Source organism: Pseudoduganella albidiflava (genome assembly GCF_004322755.1).
Lineage (GTDB): Bacteria > Pseudomonadota > Gammaproteobacteria > Burkholderiales > Burkholderiaceae_D > Rugamonas > Rugamonas albidiflava.
The window spans coordinates 1,034,914-1,052,995 of the sequence record NZ_CP036401.1 but is presented as its reverse complement, the minus strand read 5'-3'; the positions used below and the strand labels follow the sequence as shown (position 1 = coordinate 1,052,995).

Here is an 18,082-nt window from a genome sequence, read left to right as displayed (position 1 = left end):
ACGGCGCTGAACTAACACTGCACTAAAGGTGAACTAAAGCTGGACCGAAGCCGGCCCGGGGCCGGCTTAGAGTTGCGACAGGCGCTGCAGCATCTGGTCGGAGGTCGTGATGGCCTTCGAGTTGATCTCGTACGCGCGCTGCGTCTGGATCATGTTGACCATTTCCTCGACCACGTTGACGTTCGACACTTCCACGTAGCCCTGCAGGATCTGCCCGATGCCGTTGGTGCCCGGCGCGTTGGCTTGCGGCGCGCCGGAGGCGCCCGTTTCCAGGTACAGGTTCTCGCCGATCGATTCCAGCCCCGTAGGGTTGATGAACGATGCCAGCTGCAGGTTGCCGATCTGCTGGGCGGCGGCCTGGCCGGGCAGCTGCACGGTCACCGTGCCATCCTTGGCCACGTTGATTTCATCGGCATCGATGGGGATCGTGATCGGTGGCTGCAGCGCGTAGCCGCTGGACGTGACCATTTGCCCGTTGGAGTCGCGCTGGAACGAGCCGTCGCGTGTGTAGCCGGTGGTCCCGTCGGGCAGCAGCACGGTGAAGAAGCCGTTGCCGTTGATCATCAGGTCCTTGTCGTTGCCGGTGGCCTGGGGATTGCCCTGCGTGTGGATGCGCTCGATCGCGACGGGGCGCACACCGGTACCCTGTTGCAGGCCGGAGGGCAGCTGGGTTTGCTGCGACGAACTGGCGCCGGGCTGGCGCACGTTCTGGTACAGCAAGTCTTCAAAGACCGCGCGCGATTTCTTGAAGCCGTTGGTGCTGACGTTGGCGAGGTTGTTCGCCACCGTATCCATCTGCGTCTGTTGCGCTTCCATGCCGGTCTTGGCAATCCAGAGCGAACGTATCATGTGCTTTCTCCCTGCCCCGCGGGGCTTTCATCCACGAAAGCATTATGCGACGGCGGGGATCAGTTCAAAGCCAGGATCTGGGCGGCTTTCGCGGCGTTATTCTCGGCGTTCTTCAGGAGGCTCATTTGCGTCTCGAACGACCGGGCCAGCGTGATCATGTTGACCATCGCATCGACCGGGTTCACGTTGCTCAGCTCCAGGCAGCCATCGGCCACGCGCACCGCCGGGTCGGCGGCGGCCGGCTCGCCGGACTGCTGGCGGAACAGGCCATCGTCGCCGCGCACCAGGCCGGCCACGTCGGGATTGACCAGCTTCAGCCGGCCGATGATGTTGGTCGGTCCGGCCTGCACCTGGCTGGCGTCGATGCCGCTGACAGTGCCATCGGCGGAGATCGAGATTTCCGTGTTCGGAGGCACCGCGATCGGACCGCCGCCCTCGCTTTGCAGCGTCAGGCCGCCGGAGGTTTGCAGCAGGCCGTTTTCACTGACCTTGAAGCTGCCGTTGCGCGTGTACGCCTCGGAGCCGTCGGGCGACTGCACCGCGAACCAGCCTTCGCCGCGGATCGCCACGTCCATCGGCCGGCCGGTGGTTTCCAGCGGCCCCGGACGGAAGTCCGCGCCCACCGTGTTGTCGACCACGAAGGTCCGGGTCGGCATGCCTTCGGACACCACGGGCACGGCGCGGAAGGCGTCGATCTGGGCGCGAAAGCCCACGGTGGTGGCGTTGGCCAGGTTGTTCGACGTGGTGGCCTGCTGGTCCAGGATGTGCCTGGCGCCGGTCATTGCGGTGTAGATCAGGCGGTCCATGATGGTTCCTCTTGCTTGAACTGCGAAAAATGAGGGACGGGCGCTGATGCCGTGAAGTTAAGGACTAGCCGACACATTGAAAGCGCATGCATTCACCCCAACAGCGAAGGGCTGGGGTCAGACCCGGCGGGTCTGACCCCGGAATTTGCATTTGGGGTTTGCTAATCTAGACGGCATTAGTGACGGCCCAGCCCTGTCTCCCTATCAGCGCAGATTGATCAGCGTCTGCAACACCGAATCCTCGGTCTTGATGGTCTGCGCATTGGCCTGGTACACGCGCTGGGCGGTGATCATGTCCACCAGCTGCTCGGTCAGGTCCACGTTCGACGATTCCACCGACGAGGCGCGCAGCTGCCCCATGCCGCCGGCATTCGGCACGCCGAGCTGCGGCACGCCGGAGCCGGCGCTTTCGGACCAGGCGTTGTTACCCAGCGGGACGAGATTGTCGACGCTGGCGAAATCGGCCAGCACCACCTGCCCCAGCGCGCGCGACTTGCCGTTGCTGTACTGGCCCATGATGATGCCGTTCTCGTCGGCCGCAAAGCGCTGCAGGCTGCCCGACGAATAGCCATCCTGGGTGGAATTCTTCTCGCTGGTCGCGGTGCCGTACTGCGTGCTGCCGTCGAACGTGACGGCGATCGGGATTTCCAGGAACGAGCCGTTGTCCGGGAACACCGGCAGCACGATGTTGAACGGCAGCGTGGTGCCGGCGGCCTGCATCGCGGCCGCGTCGATCAGGCCGTTCTTCGTGAAGATCAGCGTGCCCGCCCGCGTGGCGGGCACGTTGACGGCGGCGCCGAACGCGGCATCGATGGTGTCCGGCGTGTTGCTGGCCACGTTGCCGACACTGGTGGCCGGCGCGTACAACGCGGCGATCTGGGCCAGCACGGCCTCGTTCGCGCCCGCCGCGGTGGCGAGGGCCGTGACGGTGGTGCCGACCGCGGTGGCGTACGCCTGGCGCGCGGCGGTGATCCCCGCGGGGTCGCCAGCGGTCACTGCCGTAGCATAGGCGGCCCGGGCATCGACGACGGCCTGGGTGGTTACGGCGGCGCGCATCACTTCCTGCGAATTGATCTGCACGCCATCGTTGGCAACGTAGACATCCCAGGTGCTGCCGCCGGTGCGCACGTAGTACATGCCCATCGTGTGCTCGTTGCCCAGCGAATCGTAGACCGGGATCACGGTCTGCTTGTTGTAGGTGCGCGGATCGCTGGCGTCGAACGGCTGCACGGTCGGCGTGGTGGAGTTCGACGACAGGTTGATCTGGAAGTTCGCCTCGGTGGTCTGCACCGGGGCCAGGTCGGCCGCGTCGATCTGCAGCGGCACCGGCGCGCCCTGCAGGATGAGGCCATCCACGTTGGCCAGGTAGCCGGTCAGCGCGGCGCCCTGCGCATTGACGATGGTGCCCGTGTTATCGAGCAGGAACTGGCCGTTGCGGGTGTACTGGATCGCGCCATCCTGCACGGTGCGGAAGAAGCCGGCACCGTTGATCGACATGTCCATCGGGTTGTTGGTGGTCTCGATATTACCTTGCGAGAATTGCTGCGCGAGGCGGGCAACCGTCACGCCGATGCCGGGATTGCGGCCGGAAATGCCGTTCAGCGAATTCGCGTACATGTCCGCGAACTGCGCTTCGGTGCTTTTGAAGCCGACCGTGCTGGCATTGGCGACGTTGTTGCCGATGACGTCGAGCTGCGTGGAGGCGGCGTTCAGGCCGCTGAGACCTTGCTGGAACATGGTGTCCTCTGAATGGAAATCTGTGTATCGGTGTTATCGGTACTGCGCTCTGGTATTGCCAGTTTCGGGTGTTGCTAGAGCACCTGCTTGATGTCGTCCATGGTCAGCTGCCCCATGCCCGGAACGTTCAGCTTGGCGCCGCCCGGTCCCGTCGACACGCTGGCGACGGTGCCGAACGCGAGCGCCTGCGCATCGGTCAGCGCCTTGCCGCTGGTGGTCGCGGTCAGCGCCAGCGTGTAGGTGCCGTCGGGTGCCGTCTTGCCGTCTTCCAGCTTGCCGTCCCATGCCAGCGGCAGCACGCCGGCCTCGACGTTGTTCATCGTCAGCGAATGCACCACCTTGCCGCTGCTGTTCTTGATGTCGAGCTGCACGGTGTCGGCATACGAGCCCAGCTCGATACCGAAGATGCCCTTGCCTTCCGCCACCTGCATGGACTTGCCGGGGGCAAGCACGCCGTGGTTGATCATGTTGACCGCCTGGGCCGACTGCGAGGCGGCCAGGTCGGTCTTCAGCGTTTCCAGCGTGTCGTTCAGCTTGTTGATGCCGGTGACCGTGTTCAACTGGGCCAGCTGGCTGGTGACCTGGGCGTTGTCGAGCGGGTTGAGCGGGTCCTGGTTCTTCAGCTGCGTGATCAGCAGCGTCATGAACTTGTCCTGCTCGGCCGAGATCTCGTTGCCGGTGCTGTTCTTCGTGTTCATCGAGTCCATCAGGGACTGCGACACGGCACTGGTGGAAGTGGGGGTGGCAATGACGGCCATGGTGATCTTTCCGGTTATTGACCGATGGTCAGGGTTTTCAGCAGCATGCTTTTCGCCGCGTTCATCGTTTCGACGTTGTTCTGGTACGAGCGCGATGCCGACAGCATGTTGACCATCTCGTCGACCACGTTCACGTTCGGCATCGTCACATAGCCGTTCTCGTCGGCCAGCGGGCTTTTCGGGTCGTACACCTGCTTCATCGGCGACGGGTCTTCGATCACCTGCTGTACCTTGACGCCGGTGGAAGCGTTGTTGGCCGACGGGGTGGCTTCGAACACCACCTGCTTGGCGCGGTAGGCCTCGCCGGTCGCGCTGGTGGCGCTGTCGGCGTTGGCCAGGTTGCTGGCGACCACGTTCAGGCGCTGCGACTGCGCGCTCATGGCCGAACCGGAAACATTGAATATGCTGAACAGTGACATGGCGTTTCTCCTCGTTGGCCGGCTTTACTGGCCCTGGATGGCCGTCATCAGGCCCTTGATCTGGCTGTTGATGAAGGTGACCCCCGCTTCATAGCGCAGCGCGTTGTCGGCGAACTGGTTGCGTTCCACGTCCATGTCGACCGTATTGCCGTCGACGGCGCCCTGCACCACGCCCCGGTACAGCAGCGGCGTGCCGTCGGCCAGCGTGCTGCCGTCCGGCGCCGGGGTGGGGAAATGGCGCGGTTTGGTGGTGTTCAGCGTGCCCGTCTGCGCGGTATTGGCCAGCGCGTTCTGCAGCGCGCTGGTGAAGTCGATGTCGCGCGCCTTGTAGTTCGGCGTGTCGGCATTGGCGATGTTCGATGCCAGCACGCTCTGGCGCGTCGAGCGCAGGCCCAGGGCCAGTTCGTTGAAGCGCAGGTGATTGTCGAGTTTTCCCAGCATGACGGCATCCTTCCATCGGTGACAGGTGCCATCTTACGGATGCTCCACGGCAAATGATCGGGCGAGAAGCACGGACTTTGCCGCGCTGTTCGCCGCTTTCGCTGCGGCGCGCGCGCGTAAGATGGCGGCATTCACAGTACACGCCCATCATGAAACCGCCCATCTACGCTTTTGCTGCACTTCTCCTGGCCGCCGCCTCCGCGCAGGCGGCCACGGCGATGGACCCGGCCGCGCTGCGCCGCACCGTCGACGCCTTCCTGCAGGTGCAGAGCGCCGGCCTGCCGGGCAAGGTCACGGTCACGGTCGGCAATATCGATACGCGCATGACCCTGGCCGACTGCCCCGCTCCGGAAGCCTTCCTGATGCCCGGCAGTAAGGCATGGGGCAAGACCACGGTGGGCGTCCGCTGTGCGGCTCCGTCCCGGTGGACGGTGTATATTCAGGCGAACGTGTCGGTGCTGGGCAACTACATCGCCGCGGCCACGCCGCTGCCGCAGGGCCAGGCCATCACGGAAACGCAGCTGGTGACGATGCAGGGCGACCTGACAACGCTGCCGGCCAGCATCGCGACCGACAAGGCGCAGGTGGTGGGCCGCAGCAGTAATGTTTCCATTTCGGCAGGCACGCCGCTGCGCCTGGATACCCTGCGCAGCCAGCCGGTCGTACTGAATGGACAGATGGTCAAGCTGGTCACGGCGGGCAGCGGCTTCCGCATCACGGCCGAGGGCAAGGCCATCGCCAATGCGGCGGAAGGCCAGGTGGTACAGGTGCGCACGCAGGGCGGCCGCAGCGTCAGCGGCATCGCCCGGGCGGGCGGCCAGGTCGAGGTTGCGTTCTGAAAGATATTCGGTTCATGCCGCTAAAGTTTGCAGTGGCGTGGCCGTTAAGGAACTCGTACATGGAGTAAAAATCGCGAAGTAAGCTCCCAACAACGAGGAAGATGCTGTGAAAATCAACGATTCAGTGAAAAATGCGGGTTTGCCGGCGACCACCGCGTCGACTACGAGCAATGCCCGCAACGCCGAGAAAACGGCAGCCGCCACTTCCACGCAAACGAATTCGGAAAACGTCAAGCTGTCGGCCCAGGGCCAGGCCATGGCGACCAGCAGCAACAGCGCCGTGTTCGACACGAAGAAAGTGGAACGTATCAAGCTGGCCATCGCCGATGGCCAGTTCCAGGTCAATTCTGAAAAAGTGGCGGACGGGCTGCTGGACACGGTCAAGGACCTCCTGCATTCCCGCCAACGCTGACACTTATTGAGGTCATCCCATGCATGACGGCGCCCCGATATCGATGCTGCGCGAAGAGCAGCAGCTGATCACCGAACTGCTGCAGATCCTGAAGGACGAGCAGCAATCGCTGGTGGCCGCCGATATCGACAGGCTTGCCGCGCTGACGCCCCGCAAGTCCGAGGTGTTGATGCGCATGGGTGCCCTCGCCGCCACGCGCCATGCCGCGCTGGGCGAAGCCGGCTTCGAAGCGCGCGAGGCGGGAATGGAAATGTGGCTATGCACCCACGGTACGCCGGACGACAAGGCGCTGTGGAACGACGTGCTGGCGCATACCCGCGAAGCCAAGGAATTGAACCGCCTGAACGGCATGCTGATCAACAAGCAACTGTCGCACACCCAGGGCGCCCTGCAAGCCCTGCGCCCGCAGAACCCTGCCGGCAACGTCTACGGCCCGACCGGGCTCACCGCCACCACCACCACTTCGCGCGGCTTCCTGGCCGGCTGAAGTTGCGTCAAAAATGGGGAGGTACCCCATTTTCCGGGCAATATTTCTTCAAAAATAGGGTCCGTCCCTATTTCCTGCAAGTCACCCCAAGTGCAAATTCTGGGGTCAGACCCGCCGGGGTGAAGCAGGGGTTTCGCGAAGCATGCTTCGCGCCTGCGCAACGGTGCTGGCATGCATGCCAGCACTCCTCCCGACCCCAGCCCTTCGCGTTGGGGTGAATGCATGCGCTTTCAAAGTGTCGGGTAACGCTCAACTTAACGACTATAAGGCCTGACACCAGTTTGCTATTGCGCTGCCGGCACGTCCTGCGCCGCCGGCTCCGTTGGAATCTCCGTCTCCGGGTCCGGCACGGCCGACAGGATCGTCACCGCCACGCGCCGGTTGCGGGCGCGGCCGACCGGGTCGTCGTTCGCGGCCACCGGGTGGTTCGATGCGTGCCCGACCGCCGTCAGCCGCTCGGGAGCGACGCCCGATTCGATGAACAGCCGCACCACGGTGGCGGCGCGCATCGACGACAATTCCCAGTTCGACGGATAGATGTTGCGCACCGGCTGGTCGTCGGTGTGGCCTTCGACCTGGATCGCGTGGCGATCGGTGACCAGCAGCGCGGCCACGGCGGTCAGCGCCTCGCGCGATTCGGCCGTGAGGTTCACGTCGGCCGGGTCGAACAGCACGCTGGCGTTGATTTCCACCGATACGCCGCGGCTGTTCTGCGTGACCCGCACCTTGCCTTCCTTGACCAGCGGCGCCATCGTCGATTGCAGGTCCTGCGCCAGCTTGGTCATCGATGCGCGCTCCTGCCGCATCATTTCCTGGCGCTTCTTCAGGTTCGGATTCGGGATCGGCTGGTTCAGTACCTCGGTATTGGGCTTGACGTTGGCGCCCTGCCCGCCCAGCGCGTCGCCGAGCGCATCGGAAAACATCCGGTACTTGCCGATGTTGACCGACGAGATCGCATACATCACCACGAAGAACGCGAACAGCAGCGTGATGAAGTCGGAGTACGAGATCAGCCAGCGCTCGTGGTTTTCCGGTTCCTCGTCGAATGGCCGGCGCGCGCGGCGGTACTGGAAGCTCATCGTGGTTTCCTGGCTAGTAGTCCTGCATCAGCGTGGCGATGCGCTCGTCCATGATGCGCGAGAAGTCGCCGCTGGCGATGTCGTGGAACACGGCCGCGGCGATTTCCTGCTGGTGCACCTGGGCGATGACGATGTTCTTGAGCTTGTTGGCGATCGGGTAGAAGAACAGGTTCGCCATCCCCACGCCGTAGATGGTGGACACGAACGCCACCGCGATGCCGGGCCCCAGGCGGGAAGGATCGGTGAGGTTTTCCATCACGTGGATCAGGCCCAGCACGGCGCCCAGGATGCCGATGGTGGGCGCATAGCCGGCGGCCGATTCCCAGATGCGTACCGCCTGCCGCTCCGCCGTCTCGAACGCGGTGATCTCGGTATCGAGCAGCTGGCGCAGTTTATCGGGCTGGATGCCGTCGATCACCATGCGCAAGCCTTTGGCGAGGAACACGTTGCGCGCGCCATTCATGTGGCGCTCCAGCGCCAGCGGGCCTTCCCGGCGGATGGTCTGGTTCCAGGCCTGGATATCGCGCGCCAGCAGGATGCGGCTGTCGGCCGGCGGCCGGAACACCCACTGCAGCATGAGGATGCCGCGCCGCAGCGTGGCGGGCCGGGTCTGCAGCAGCACCGCGCCGAAGGTGCCGACCACCACGATGGCGAACGCGGCGGGCTGCACCAGCGACGACGGATCGCCGCCTTCCAGTGCCATGCCCACGATCAGGCCGGCCAGCGCCAGCAGCAGCCCCGCTACGCTGGACCAGTCCATGCCTGCTCCCGCAACGTGGCGCGCAGCCGCGACACCGCCTGGGTATGCAGCTGCGACACGCGTGATTCGGAGACGCCCATCACGGCGCCGATTTCCTTCAGGTTCAACTCTTCTTCGTAGTACAGGCCCATCAGCAGTTTTTCACGCGGCGGCAAGGCGTCGATCGCATCGATCACGGCCTGGCGGAAACCGGTGTCCATCAGCGAACGCAGCGGATCGGCTTCGTCGTCCTGGGCATAGCGGTCGAGGAAGCTGTCGCTGCCGTCCTCGTTCTTGAAGTCTTCGTAATACAGCAGCTGGTGGCCGCCGCCTTCGCCCAGCATTTCCTGGTAGGCCTCGAGCGACAGCTTCAGCGACGCGGCCACTTCGGATTCGGCCGGCGGGCGGCCCAGCTTTTGCTGCAGCACCGACATGGCGTTCTCGATCTTGCGCATGTCTTGCCGCAAGGTGCGCGGCATCCAGTCGCTGCTGCGCAATTCATCGAGCATGGCGCCGCGGATGCGCATCACCGCATAGGTTTCAAACTGGGCACCGTGCGTTTCTTCGTAGCGGTTGATCGCGTCGAGCAGGCCGATCATGCCCGCCTGTACCAGGTCATCCACTTCCACGCTGGGCGGCAATTTTGCCTTCATATGGTGGGCAAGGCGCTTCACCAGGGGCATGTGCTCCGTCAGCAGCGAATCCTTGTTCACCTTCCCTTTGACCGTGTACATAAATCTCTATTCTTGTTCAGTGCTGCATATGGTGGCCGCTCCCTGCATGATGCGACGCCAGCGTCGATAACGCCGATGGCGCTGCCAGCGACAATGACGACGATGGCGACGGCGCGGCCAGCGCAAACCGCCCCGCCAGCTGACGAAACGCGACCGAGGCACCGGCCAGCGGGAACGCATCCACCACGGCACGGCCCAGGCGCGCCGCGCGGTGCAGGTATTCATCGGCCGGCACCGAACCCATCGAGATCAGATTCACTGCCAGGTAACGGCTTGCCGCCTGTGCCATATTATCGTAAACGACCCTGGCCTCCCGCTCGGACGCACCGGTGACGACGATGCCGAACGGCCGCCGGCCCAGCTCGTGGTTGAGCCGCTTGATCATCATGTAGGCATTCGTGATCGAGGTGGCGCTGTTCGAGACCTGCACCACGATTTCCGAGCTGGCCATCACCGGCACGGGAAACGCTTCGCCATCGAACTCGCCATCGACGAGCACGATGCCGGCCTGCGCGGCCAGCACGTCGAACGCCTTGGCCAGCCGGCGCGCTTCCTGCGGGCCGTTGCGCGCTTCGCCGCGCGTCATCGACACTACGTTGAAGCCTTGCGGCACTTCATGGATGACCTGGTTCAGCGCGCATTCCTGGCGCGCCACGCTGAGCAGGCTGGCGCCATTGTCGACGCCCAGCCGAGAGGCAACCCCATGCGCGCTGGCGCAGGCGTCGACCAGCACCACGTCGTTGCCGGCACGGGCCAGCGAGGCGCCCAGGTTGACCAGCATGGCACCCTTGTCATCCTGCGGCGTGGCCGACAGGAACGTGACGATGCGGGGCCGCGGCGGCCCGGCCAGCATGCGCCGCAGTCCTTCCGCCTGATCAAAGTTGAAGTTAGCCAAGGTGCACCTCGCGCATGTCGATGTGGTTCGATGCTGCATGTCCGGCGCAGTCATTCCTGGACAATTCGATATTGAAGTCAGCCAAGGTGCACCTCGCGCATCCCATCGTTGCCGGCGGCCGCCATCAGCATCGGCAGTTCGCCATCCGTAAATTCGGAAACATCCTTCTTCAGGCGGAACGCGCGCTCGACGAGCTCGGCCGGCTGGGCCAGGTGCAGGTCTTCCGGCACGCGCTGGCCATTCGATACGTAGAACAGTTGCAGCTTCTGGCGGATCACCACGTCGAGCACATTGCCCAGCGAAGCGGCCTCGTCCAGCTTGGTGACGATGCAGCCGGCCAGGCCGCTGCCCTGGTAGGCGCGCACGACCTCGGTCAGCGTTTCCTGGGTGGACGTGGCGTTCAGGCACAGCAGCCGCTTCACATCGACATCGGTACCCTGCAGCATGGCCACCTGCTCGGTGACCATCTGGTCGCGCTGGCTGACGCCGACCGTATCGATCAGCACCGTGTGCTTGTTGCGCAGCTCTTTCAGGGCGATCCGCAAGTCGGCCTCATCCTTCACGGAATGTACCATCACGCCGAGGATCTTGCCGTAAATGCGCAGTTGTTCGTGCGCGCCGATACGATAGGCATCGGTGGTGATCAGCGCCAGCTTTTCAGGGCCATGGCGCATCACGCAGCGGGCCGCCAGCTTGGCCGTGCTGGTGGTCTTGCCGACACCGGTCGGCCCCACCAGCGCGAACACGCCGCCGCGCTCGATCAGCGCATCCTCGTTGGCGATCGCGGCGATGTTCCGCGCCAGCACGGTGCGGATCCAGCGCAGCGCTTCATCGGCGCCGCGGCCGGCCGGCAGCTTCTCGAGCAGGCGGCGGGCCAGCGTGGTGGAAAAGCCGGCGGCCAGCAATTCGCGCAGCACGGCCGCCTTGTGCGGCTCGCGCTGCTGCGCGGTGCCCCACGACAGTTCTGCCAGTTGCGTCTCCATCATGCCGCGCATGGCGCGCAGCTCGCTCATCATGCCGTGCATCTCGGCGGCCGCGTTGGCCTTGGCCGAGTTGACCGCCTCGGCCACCAGCGCGGTGATGCCGGCCATGTCCAGCGCGGGCTGCTGCATCGCTTGCTGCATCGGCTGGTGCATCGGCTGCTGCATGGGTTGGTGCGCCGGTGGCGGCATCGACGGCGCGAACGGCGCGCGCGGCATCGGTGCCGGCGCCGCCGCCATGGCGGGGCGCGCGGCCATCATGGACTCCGGCGCGGCCGGGCGGCTCATCGGCTGCATTGGCTGCATCGACGGGCGCTGGGCCTGCGGGCGTGGCGCCGGCGCGGCGGCATAGCCGTCGTCCAGGTCCAGGTGCGGCGCGCCGGGTGGCGCGTCGTCGACCGGGCTGGCCAGCGAAGCGGCATCGTCGTTGGCCAGCGCCAGGATCTCGACCACGCCATCCATCGGGCGATTCGACAGGATCACCGCATCCGGCCCCAGCGCCTCGCGCACCTTCCGCAGCGCCTCACGCGACGTGGGCGCGGTAAATTTCTTGACGTTCATTGCTGCTCCTGTTCGCCATGCACAGAGTTTTTCTCGATGGTGAAATTATTGACGATGCCGTGGAGTAAGCATCGGGCGAACAGGTGGGGAAAAGGGGGGTATTTCGGTGCGCGGGGCGGTGGGGGGCGTAGCGGGTGGGTGTCGAACACTAATGCCGTTACGTCAAGTCCACCCCAAGAGCAAACCCCGGGGTCAGACCCGGCGGGTCTGACCCCAGCCTCTGCCGTTGGGGTATGCATGCGATAACAGACCAGTCCTTCTAAGCCATCAGCGGCTTCAGGTATTCCCCACCAGCGCCGTCACCCGGATCGTCTTCGATTCCGGGATTTCGGCATGCGACAGCACCTTCAGCTGGGGCAGCGCGCGCCGCAGGAAGCGCGACAGCAGCGGCCGCAGCGGGCCAGGCACGAGCAGCACGGGATTGACGCCCAAGGCTTCCTGCTGCGCGGCGGCCTGCGCGGCCTGGTGGGCGATCGTGTCAGCCAGGCCGGGCTCGATGCCGGCGCCATCGGCGCCGCCCTGGGCCAGCGCCTGCATCAGCAGGCGTTCCAGGCGGTTATCGAGCGTCATCACGGACAGTTCGCCATTGCCTGGGAACAGTTGCTGCACGATGGCGCGGCCCAGCGCGATCCGCACCAGGGCGGTCAATTCGTTCGGGTCCTGCGTATGAGCGGTGTGTTCGGCCAGCGCTTCGATGATGGAACGCATGTCGCGGATGTGCACGCCCTCGGACAGCAGGTTCTGCAGCACCTTTTGCAGTGCCGACAGCGAAATCGTCTTCGGCACCAGGTCTTCGGTCAGCTTCGGCGCTTCCTTGCCCAGGTGGTCGAGCAGGGCCTGCACTTCGCCGCGGCCCAGCAGTTCGGAAGCATGCGACGTGATCAGGTGGTTCAGGTGCGTGGCGACCACGGTGCCGGCATCCACCACCGTGTAGCCCATGCCCTGGGCCTGGTCGCGCAGGCTGGCGTCGATCCACACGGCGGGCAGGCCGAAGGCGGGATCGGTGGTCGCCAGGCCCGGCAGCGCGCCGCTCGCCATGCCCGGGTTGATCGCCAGGTACTGGCCGTTGAACGCTTCGCCGGTGCCCACTTCCACGCCCTTGAGCGTGATGCGGTAGGCGGACGGCTTCAGTTCCAGGTTGTCGCGGATGTGCACCGGCGGCGCCAGGAAACCCACTTCCTGGGCGAACTTCTTGCGGATGCCCTTGATGCGCTTGAGCAGTTCGCCGCTCTGCGCCTTGTCCACCAGCGGAATCAGGCGGTAGCCCACTTCCAGCCCGAGGGTATCGACAGCCATCACGTCGCTCCAGGTGGCCTCCTCGTTCTCGGCCGCCGCGCCGCCCTGCCCGCCCGCGGCCGCGCCTCCGGCCGCCGCACCGGTACCGGCCGCCGCGCCACCGCCACCGCCGGCCGGACCGGCCGCGGCGCCGCCCGCGCCGGCTTCCTTGTCCCGCTTGGCCAGCAGGTAGCCGCCACCGGCCAGCGCCGCGCCCAGCAGCAGGAACACCAGGTTCGGCATGCCGGGAATCAGGCCCAGGCCGCCGATGATGGCGGCGGTGATGTACATGACCTGGGGCTTGGCGAACAGCTGGCCGACCAGCTGCGAGCCGATGTCCTTTTCCGATGCCACGCGCGACACGACGGCACCGGCCGCCAGCGAGATGATCAGCGACGGGATCTGCGCCACCAGGCCATCGCCGATGGCCAGCAGCGTGTAGGTGCGCACCGCGTCGCCGAAGGCCATGTCGTGCATGATCAGGCCCACCAGCAGCCCGCCGACGATGTTGATGACGGTGACCAGGATGCCGGCGACGGCATCGCCCCGCACATACTTCGACGCACCGTCCATCGCGCCATAGAATTCCGCTTCCATCGACACTTCGGCGCGGCGCTGCTTGGCATCCGCCTCGCCGATCAGGCCGGCGTTCAGGTCGGCGTCGATCGCCATCTGCTTGCCGGGCATGGCATCGAGAGCGAAGCGGGCACCCACCTCGGCGATCCGGCCGGCACCCTTGGTAACCACGACAAAGTTGATGATGGTCAGGATGATGAACACCACGATACCGACCGTGTAGTTCCCGCCGATCAGGAAGTGGCCGAACGCCTCGACCACCTTGCCGGCCGCGTCCGGCCCGGTATGGCCTTCGGTCAGCACGATACGGGTCGACGCCACGTTCAGCGCCAGGCGCAGCATGGTGGTCAGCAGCAGCACGATCGGGAAGGCCATGAAGTCGAGCGGCTTGACCGTGTACAGCGCGGTCAGCAGCACGATCACGGAAATGGCGATGTTGAAGCTGAAGAACAGGTCGAGGATGAACGCCGGCAGCGGCAGGATCATCATGGCCAGCAGCATGATGATCAGGACCGGCGCGGCCAGCGTCTGCGGCTTGCCACCAGTGATGGTGTTGGTCCAGGCGGGCATCTTGAGCGCTTGCATCGGGTTCTTCCTCGATTGTTGCAGTTTGGATAATTACGGTTTCGGTGGCGCGGTATTCGGATCCATGTCCGCCGGCACGTCGAGCCTGGTGGGGCGGTCCGGATAGCGGCCGCCCGGCCGGTAGGCGCGCAGCTGGTACACGTAAGCCAGCACCTCGGCCACGGCGGCATACAGCCGCTGGGGAATCTCGTCGCCGATCTCGGTGTGCTTGTGCAGCGCACGGGCCAGCGCCGGCGCTTCCAGGATCGCCACCTTGTGTTCCTTGGCCAGTTCGCGGATCTTCGCGGCCACCGCGTCGGCGCCCTTCGCCACCACCTTCGGCGCGCCCTTCGAGCCGTCGGCGTATTTCAGCGCCACCGCATAGTGGGTCGGGTTGGTGACTACCACGTCCGCGGTCGGCACATCCTGCATCATGCGGCGCCGCGCCATCTCGCGCTGCATCTGGCGGATCTTGCCCTTGATCTGCGGGTTGCCGTCCGATTCCTTCGATTCCTGGATCATTTCCTGCCGCGTCATCTTCATCTTGTTCGAGTAATGCCACATCTGGTACGGCGCGTCGATCATGGCGATGAAGCCCAGCGAGCCGACCAGGATCAGGAAGCTCATCGCCAGCATGTCGAGCATGTGGGCATAGCCCTCGTTGGCCGGCTCGGCCGGCAGGCCGAAGATGGCATCCTTGTAGCGCATCACGACCATGTAGGCCACGGCGCCGACGATGATGGTCTTGATAATGGCCTTGACCAGTTCCACCAGCGCGTTCTTCGACACCATGTTGGTGATGCCGTTGATGGGATTGAGCTTGCTGAACTTGGGCATGAAGCCCTTGGCGGTAAACAGCCAGCCGCCCACCAGCACCGGCGAGGCGATCGCCACCAGCATCACTGCCAGGCCCAGCGGCAGGAACGTGATCAGCACCTGCACCACGTCGGCCAGGATGCGGTGGCCCAGCACGTCCATGTCGAACGCCTGTTCGCGCGTCAGCCGCAGGCCCGAGGCCAGCGTGGCCGACAGCTGGCGCGCCATCGTCGAACCGAAGATGTACAGGCCGGCACCGCCCGCCATCAGCACGGTAAACGTCGCCACTTCGCGCGAGCGGGGAACATCGCCTTCTTCACGCGCCTTCTGGAGGCGCCTCTCTGACGCGGGTTCTGTCTTTTCGGCGTCGCTGTCTTCTGCCATGTCTTCTGCCTAATCTTTGCCTGAGCTTGCCTGGTCCTGCTGCCTGATCGTGTGCCGCGGCCCCTGCTCGACCGTGCCGGGTTTCCGAGCTTGCATTGTCGGGCATGGCGCCGCCGGTCGAAGGGGCGAACAGCGGGGGTTTTGAAGGGCAATTCGCCGCCGCCGGCCAGCTGGTTGACGGCTCGACAATGGCCAGCGGGGGGCTGGTTCGGCTTGAGTCTGGGCAATTAGTAGCGAATTTGCAACATCCTGCTCATCAGGCAAGGCAATCGTCCCTACCCGACAGTTGAAACTATGGCACGCTGGAGGTTCGCGGCCGGTGGCGAGACCGGGCGCGAGCGCAGTTGGACTCCGGTGTGCGAACACCGAATCGACCCGCATCGTGCCGGCTGCGCGAGCGGGTCGTTCCTGCCGCTGATTTTCAAGAAATCAGTGGCCACATCAGCCGCATAATGTCATCGCGACGTCAGCCAGGGAAATGAGCCTTGATGGTGCAGTGTTCGGATTTATACTCGAATGACGATTTTCGGATGATCGTTCCCGTGAATGCCTGCACCACGAGGCCGACAAAGGGCTGCGCGCCAGCCCTGGCCAGCCTGAATACTGCTCAGCCATGCCGCCCATGACGAGTGGCGTCGACGACCCGGCCCTGGCCCCTTCAGCTTTGGCCCCTTCAGCTTTGGCCCCATCAGCTTTGGCCCCATCAGCTTTGGCCCCATCAGCTTTGGCCCATTCAGCATTAACCCCTTCGGCTCTGGCCCATTGCCTGCCCCGCCTGCGGTCCGATGCCCTGCTGGGCCGCGCCCTGGAGGCGTTCGCCAAGGGCAACCATGCCGATGCCCTGGTGGCCGCGGAGTATGTCTGCCGGCGCATGCCGGGCAAGAGCATTCCCGCCATCCTGCGCGCGAAAGTCCTGCAGACCGCCTATCCCTTCATGGCCGCGCGCGCCTGGCACGCGGCCTGGAAGGCGGACGCCTGCAATCCCATGCTCCAGGATGCGATGCTGCAGAGCTGGCTGCAGGATGGCGGCCAGGCCGACATCGCCAGCCTGGGGCCGGCCTTCCTGCCCGCGCGCTGCCGCACTGGCCGGCATGCCAGCCTGCTGGCGCTGCTGCGCAAGGCCGGCGTCGCCCACACCGGGGCCTGCTGGCGCGAGGGCGATGCGATCGAAGGCATGGTGTTCTGCAGCGTGCCGGCGGGCGCGCCCACGCCGCGTGCCACTCTGCTGCTGTCGGATGAAACCCGGCAGTTCCAGTTCGACGTGCCCGCCGATGGCAGCCGCTTCCGGCTGGCCTGCCCCGCTCCGGGCGCTGTCTGGTCCGTGACGCTCGTGCAGCCCGACGGCAAACGGCAACTGCTGCCGGGCTCGCCGCTGGCGTTCTACGCGGCGCCGGCCATCCAGTCTCGCGCGCTGGCCGACGCTACCGAACAGCCCCGCTCCGTATCGATCGTGATTCCCGTGTACCGCGAACTGGCCCTGGTGCAGGCCTGCCTGAACAGCGTGCTGGCCAGCCTGAAGGAAAACGCCACGCCTGCCCGCGTGGTGGTGGTGGACGACGCCAGCCCCGAGCCGGCCGTGTCGGCGTGGCTCGACAAGCAGGCCGCCGCCGGCCGCATCACGCTGCTGCGCAATGCCTGCAACCTGGGATTCATCGAAACGACCAACCGGGGCATGCGCGAATTCCCCGATCACGACGTGCTGCTGCTGAATGCGGACACACAGGTGCATGGCGACTGGATCGACCGCCTGTCGCGCGCCCTGTACGCGCAGCCCGGCATCGCCGCGGTGACGCCCTGGACCAACAATGGCGAGATCAGCAGCTTCCCCGCGATGAGCCAGGCCGCACCGGCGCCGGACCAGCGCGAACTGGCGGCGCTGGACGATGCCGCCGCCGCCACCGCCGCGGCCGATGTCGAACTGCCATCCTGCTGCGGCTTCACGATGCTGATCCGGCGCACCGTGCTGGACACCGTCGGCATGCTCGATGGCACGGCGCTGGTGCGCGGCTATGGCGAAGAAGTGGACTGGTGCATGCGCGCCCGTGCGGCCGGCTGGCGCCACCTTCACGTGCCCCGCGTGTTCGTAGCGCATGCCGGGACGGTATCGTTCCGTGCCGAGAAAACCTTGCGGGTGGCGCAGAACCGCAGCGTGGTGGAAGCGCGCTACCCCACCTACTATGCGGAACACACGGCGTTCCGGCGCGACGATCCGCTGGCCACGGCACGCGCGGCGCTGCGCGCTGCACTGGCCACATCGCGCGCGGCCGGATGGCTGCGCAAGGCGGAAGGGGCGGAACCCGGTGCCGCCCTGCCGGACATCGTTGCCAGGCGGCCCTTGCCGGCGGTGCTGCCGGCGCTGCGCGCCTCCTGCCGCCGGGTCGCGGTGTGGCGGCACGACATGACCGGCAAGGGCGCGCATCGCGTGCTGGCGCTGGCCCGCGCCATCGCCAGCCGGCCCGCGCTGGGATTGCGCCTGCTCGTCATCGGCGATGGCAGCGAGGCGCTCTGGCGCACCGGGGTAGTGGATCACGTGCCCTCGGGCGAAGGCGATGCGCTGCGGCTGCTCGACGACCTGCGCGTGATCCAGATCGCCGGTTGCCGCGCCGTGCTGACCGACGACCCGGCCGGGTTGCCGCCGAAGATGCGTGCCGTGCTGCTCGATGAGCATTTCGATCCCATTGCCTGGCTGGCGGCGCTGGACGCCGCACCGCAAGCCGCCTGACTGAGCAGA

At 65.7% G+C, this 18,082-nt stretch carries 17 protein-coding genes; 4 read left to right on the top strand and 13 right to left on the bottom strand.

Annotated features, from left to right (window positions below; all coding sequences use genetic code 11):
• Positions 1–66: 66 nt before the first annotated feature.
• The 6 genes from flgG to flgB form a co-directional block, all read right to left on the bottom strand.
• Positions 67–849 carry a flagellar basal-body rod protein FlgG gene (gene flgG, locus EYF70_RS04460; protein ID WP_131144327.1) on the bottom strand — a complete coding sequence of 261 codons (783 nt, stop codon included), beginning with the start codon at positions 847–849 and terminating at the stop codon, positions 67–69.
• Between the two features lie 59 nt (positions 850–908).
• Positions 909–1,655 carry a flagellar basal-body rod protein FlgF gene (gene flgF / locus EYF70_RS04455; RefSeq protein ID WP_131144326.1) on the bottom strand — a complete coding sequence of 249 codons (747 nt, stop codon included), beginning with the start codon at positions 1,653–1,655 and terminating at the stop codon, positions 909–911.
• A gap of 204 nt (positions 1,656–1,859) precedes the next feature.
• Positions 1,860–3,392, bottom strand: a complete 1,533-nt coding sequence (locus tag EYF70_RS04450) for a flagellar hook protein FlgE (RefSeq protein ID WP_131144325.1) — start codon at positions 3,390–3,392, stop codon at positions 1,860–1,862.
• 74 nt (positions 3,393–3,466) lie between these two features.
• The gene (locus EYF70_RS04445; protein ID WP_131144324.1) at positions 3,467–4,150 is read right to left on the bottom strand and encodes a flagellar hook assembly protein FlgD; all 684 of its coding nucleotides are present in this window, start codon (positions 4,148–4,150) and stop codon (positions 3,467–3,469) included.
• 14 nt (positions 4,151–4,164) lie between these two features.
• Positions 4,165–4,569, bottom strand: a complete 405-nt coding sequence (flgC, locus tag EYF70_RS04440) for a flagellar basal body rod protein FlgC (RefSeq protein WP_131144323.1) — start codon at positions 4,567–4,569, stop codon at positions 4,165–4,167.
• 24 nt (positions 4,570–4,593) lie between these two features.
• Positions 4,594–5,010, bottom strand: a complete 417-nt coding sequence (gene flgB, locus EYF70_RS04435; protein ID WP_131144322.1) for a flagellar basal body rod protein FlgB — start codon at positions 5,008–5,010, stop codon at positions 4,594–4,596.
• Between the two features lie 149 nt (positions 5,011–5,159).
• Between flgB and flgA the strand changes: the two genes are divergently transcribed.
• The 3 genes from flgA (at position 5,160) to EYF70_RS04420 (ending at position 6,748) form a co-directional block, all read left to right on the top strand.
• Positions 5,160–5,849 (top strand): flagellar basal body P-ring formation chaperone FlgA, encoded by a 690-nt coding sequence (gene flgA, locus EYF70_RS04430; protein ID WP_131144321.1) that lies wholly within the window; start codon positions 5,160–5,162, stop codon positions 5,847–5,849.
• 106 nt (positions 5,850–5,955) lie between these two features.
• On the top strand, positions 5,956–6,261 hold the full coding sequence (gene flgM, locus EYF70_RS04425) for a flagellar biosynthesis anti-sigma factor FlgM (RefSeq protein ID WP_131144320.1): 306 nt from the start codon (positions 5,956–5,958) through the stop codon (positions 6,259–6,261).
• 19 nt (positions 6,262–6,280) lie between these two features.
• Positions 6,281–6,748 (top strand): flagella synthesis protein FlgN, encoded by a 468-nt coding sequence (locus EYF70_RS04420; protein WP_131144319.1) that lies wholly within the window; start codon positions 6,281–6,283, stop codon positions 6,746–6,748.
• Positions 6,749–7,032: 284 nt separating this feature from the next.
• Here the strand turns inward: EYF70_RS04420 and motD are convergent, their stop codons facing one another.
• The 7 genes from motD to flhB form a co-directional block, all read right to left on the bottom strand.
• Entirely contained in the window at positions 7,033–7,827 is a 795-nt protein-coding gene (gene motD, locus EYF70_RS04415) for a flagellar motor protein MotD (protein ID WP_131144318.1), read from the bottom strand.
• 13 nt (positions 7,828–7,840) lie between these two features.
• Positions 7,841–8,587 carry a flagellar motor protein gene (locus tag EYF70_RS04410; RefSeq protein WP_131144317.1) on the bottom strand — a complete coding sequence of 249 codons (747 nt, stop codon included), beginning with the start codon at positions 8,585–8,587 and terminating at the stop codon, positions 7,841–7,843.
• Complete coding sequence (locus tag EYF70_RS04405; protein WP_131144316.1) at positions 8,569–9,300, bottom strand: RNA polymerase sigma factor FliA; 732 nt, start codon at positions 9,298–9,300, stop codon at positions 8,569–8,571. The genes EYF70_RS04410 and EYF70_RS04405 overlap by 19 nt, the downstream gene beginning before the upstream one ends.
• A 16-nt stretch (positions 9,301–9,316) precedes the next feature.
• Positions 9,317–10,195 (bottom strand): MinD/ParA family ATP-binding protein, encoded by an 879-nt coding sequence (locus tag EYF70_RS04400; protein WP_229420699.1) that lies wholly within the window; start codon positions 10,193–10,195, stop codon positions 9,317–9,319.
• Positions 10,196–10,272: 77 nt separating this feature from the next.
• Complete coding sequence (flhF, locus tag EYF70_RS04395) at positions 10,273–11,736, bottom strand: flagellar biosynthesis GTPase FlhF (RefSeq protein WP_131144315.1); 1,464 nt, start codon at positions 11,734–11,736, stop codon at positions 10,273–10,275.
• A 276-nt stretch (positions 11,737–12,012) separates the two neighbouring features.
• Positions 12,013–14,172 carry a flagellar biosynthesis protein FlhA gene (flhA, locus tag EYF70_RS04390; protein WP_131144314.1) on the bottom strand — a complete coding sequence of 720 codons (2,160 nt, stop codon included), beginning with the start codon at positions 14,170–14,172 and terminating at the stop codon, positions 12,013–12,015.
• A 33-nt stretch (positions 14,173–14,205) separates the two neighbouring features.
• Positions 14,206–15,351, bottom strand: coding sequence for a flagellar biosynthesis protein FlhB (flhB, locus tag EYF70_RS04385; RefSeq protein WP_131144313.1), 1,146 nt, complete (start codon positions 15,349–15,351; stop codon positions 14,206–14,208).
• 724 nt (positions 15,352–16,075) lie between these two features.
• On the opposite strand from flhB, the gene EYF70_RS04380 reads away from it, so the two are divergent.
• Positions 16,076–18,073: a glycosyltransferase family 2 protein gene (locus EYF70_RS04380; RefSeq protein ID WP_165497572.1), complete on the top strand. Its 1,998-nt coding sequence runs from the start codon at positions 16,076–16,078 to the stop codon at positions 18,071–18,073.
• Positions 18,074–18,082 lie beyond the last annotated feature (9 nt).

Excerpts from the sequence above, each read along its gene's own strand:
- flgB (WP_131144322.1), bottom strand. The coding sequence starts at position 5,010 with ATGCTGGGAAAACTCGACAATCACCTGCGCTTCAACGAACTGGCCCTG.
- motD (WP_131144318.1), bottom strand. The coding sequence starts at position 7,827 with ATGAGCTTCCAGTACCGCCGCGCGCGCCGGCCATTCGACGAGGAACCG.
- flgG (WP_131144327.1), bottom strand. The coding sequence starts at position 849 with ATGATACGTTCGCTCTGGATTGCCAAGACCGGCATGGAAGCGCAACAG.
- flhA (WP_131144314.1), bottom strand. The coding sequence starts at position 14,172 with ATGCAAGCGCTCAAGATGCCCGCCTGGACCAACACCATCACTGGTGGC.
- EYF70_RS04445 (WP_131144324.1), bottom strand. The coding sequence starts at position 4,150 with ATGGCCGTCATTGCCACCCCCACTTCCACCAGTGCCGTGTCGCAGTCC.
- flhF (WP_131144315.1), bottom strand. The coding sequence starts at position 11,736 with ATGAACGTCAAGAAATTTACCGCGCCCACGTCGCGTGAGGCGCTGCGG.
- EYF70_RS04410 (WP_131144317.1), bottom strand. The coding sequence starts at position 8,587 with ATGGACTGGTCCAGCGTAGCGGGGCTGCTGCTGGCGCTGGCCGGCCTG.
- EYF70_RS04450 (WP_131144325.1), bottom strand. The coding sequence starts at position 3,392 with ATGTTCCAGCAAGGTCTCAGCGGCCTGAACGCCGCCTCCACGCAGCTC.
- flhB (WP_131144313.1), bottom strand. The coding sequence starts at position 15,351 with ATGGCAGAAGACAGCGACGCCGAAAAGACAGAACCCGCGTCAGAGAGG.
- EYF70_RS04420 (WP_131144319.1), top strand. The coding sequence starts at position 6,281 with ATGCATGACGGCGCCCCGATATCGATGCTGCGCGAAGAGCAGCAGCTG.
- flgF (WP_131144326.1), bottom strand. The coding sequence starts at position 1,655 with ATGGACCGCCTGATCTACACCGCAATGACCGGCGCCAGGCACATCCTG.
- flgC (WP_131144323.1), bottom strand. The coding sequence starts at position 4,569 with ATGTCACTGTTCAGCATATTCAATGTTTCCGGTTCGGCCATGAGCGCG.
- EYF70_RS04405 (WP_131144316.1), bottom strand. The coding sequence starts at position 9,300 with ATGTACACGGTCAAAGGGAAGGTGAACAAGGATTCGCTGCTGACGGAG.
- flgA (WP_131144321.1), top strand. The coding sequence starts at position 5,160 with ATGAAACCGCCCATCTACGCTTTTGCTGCACTTCTCCTGGCCGCCGCC.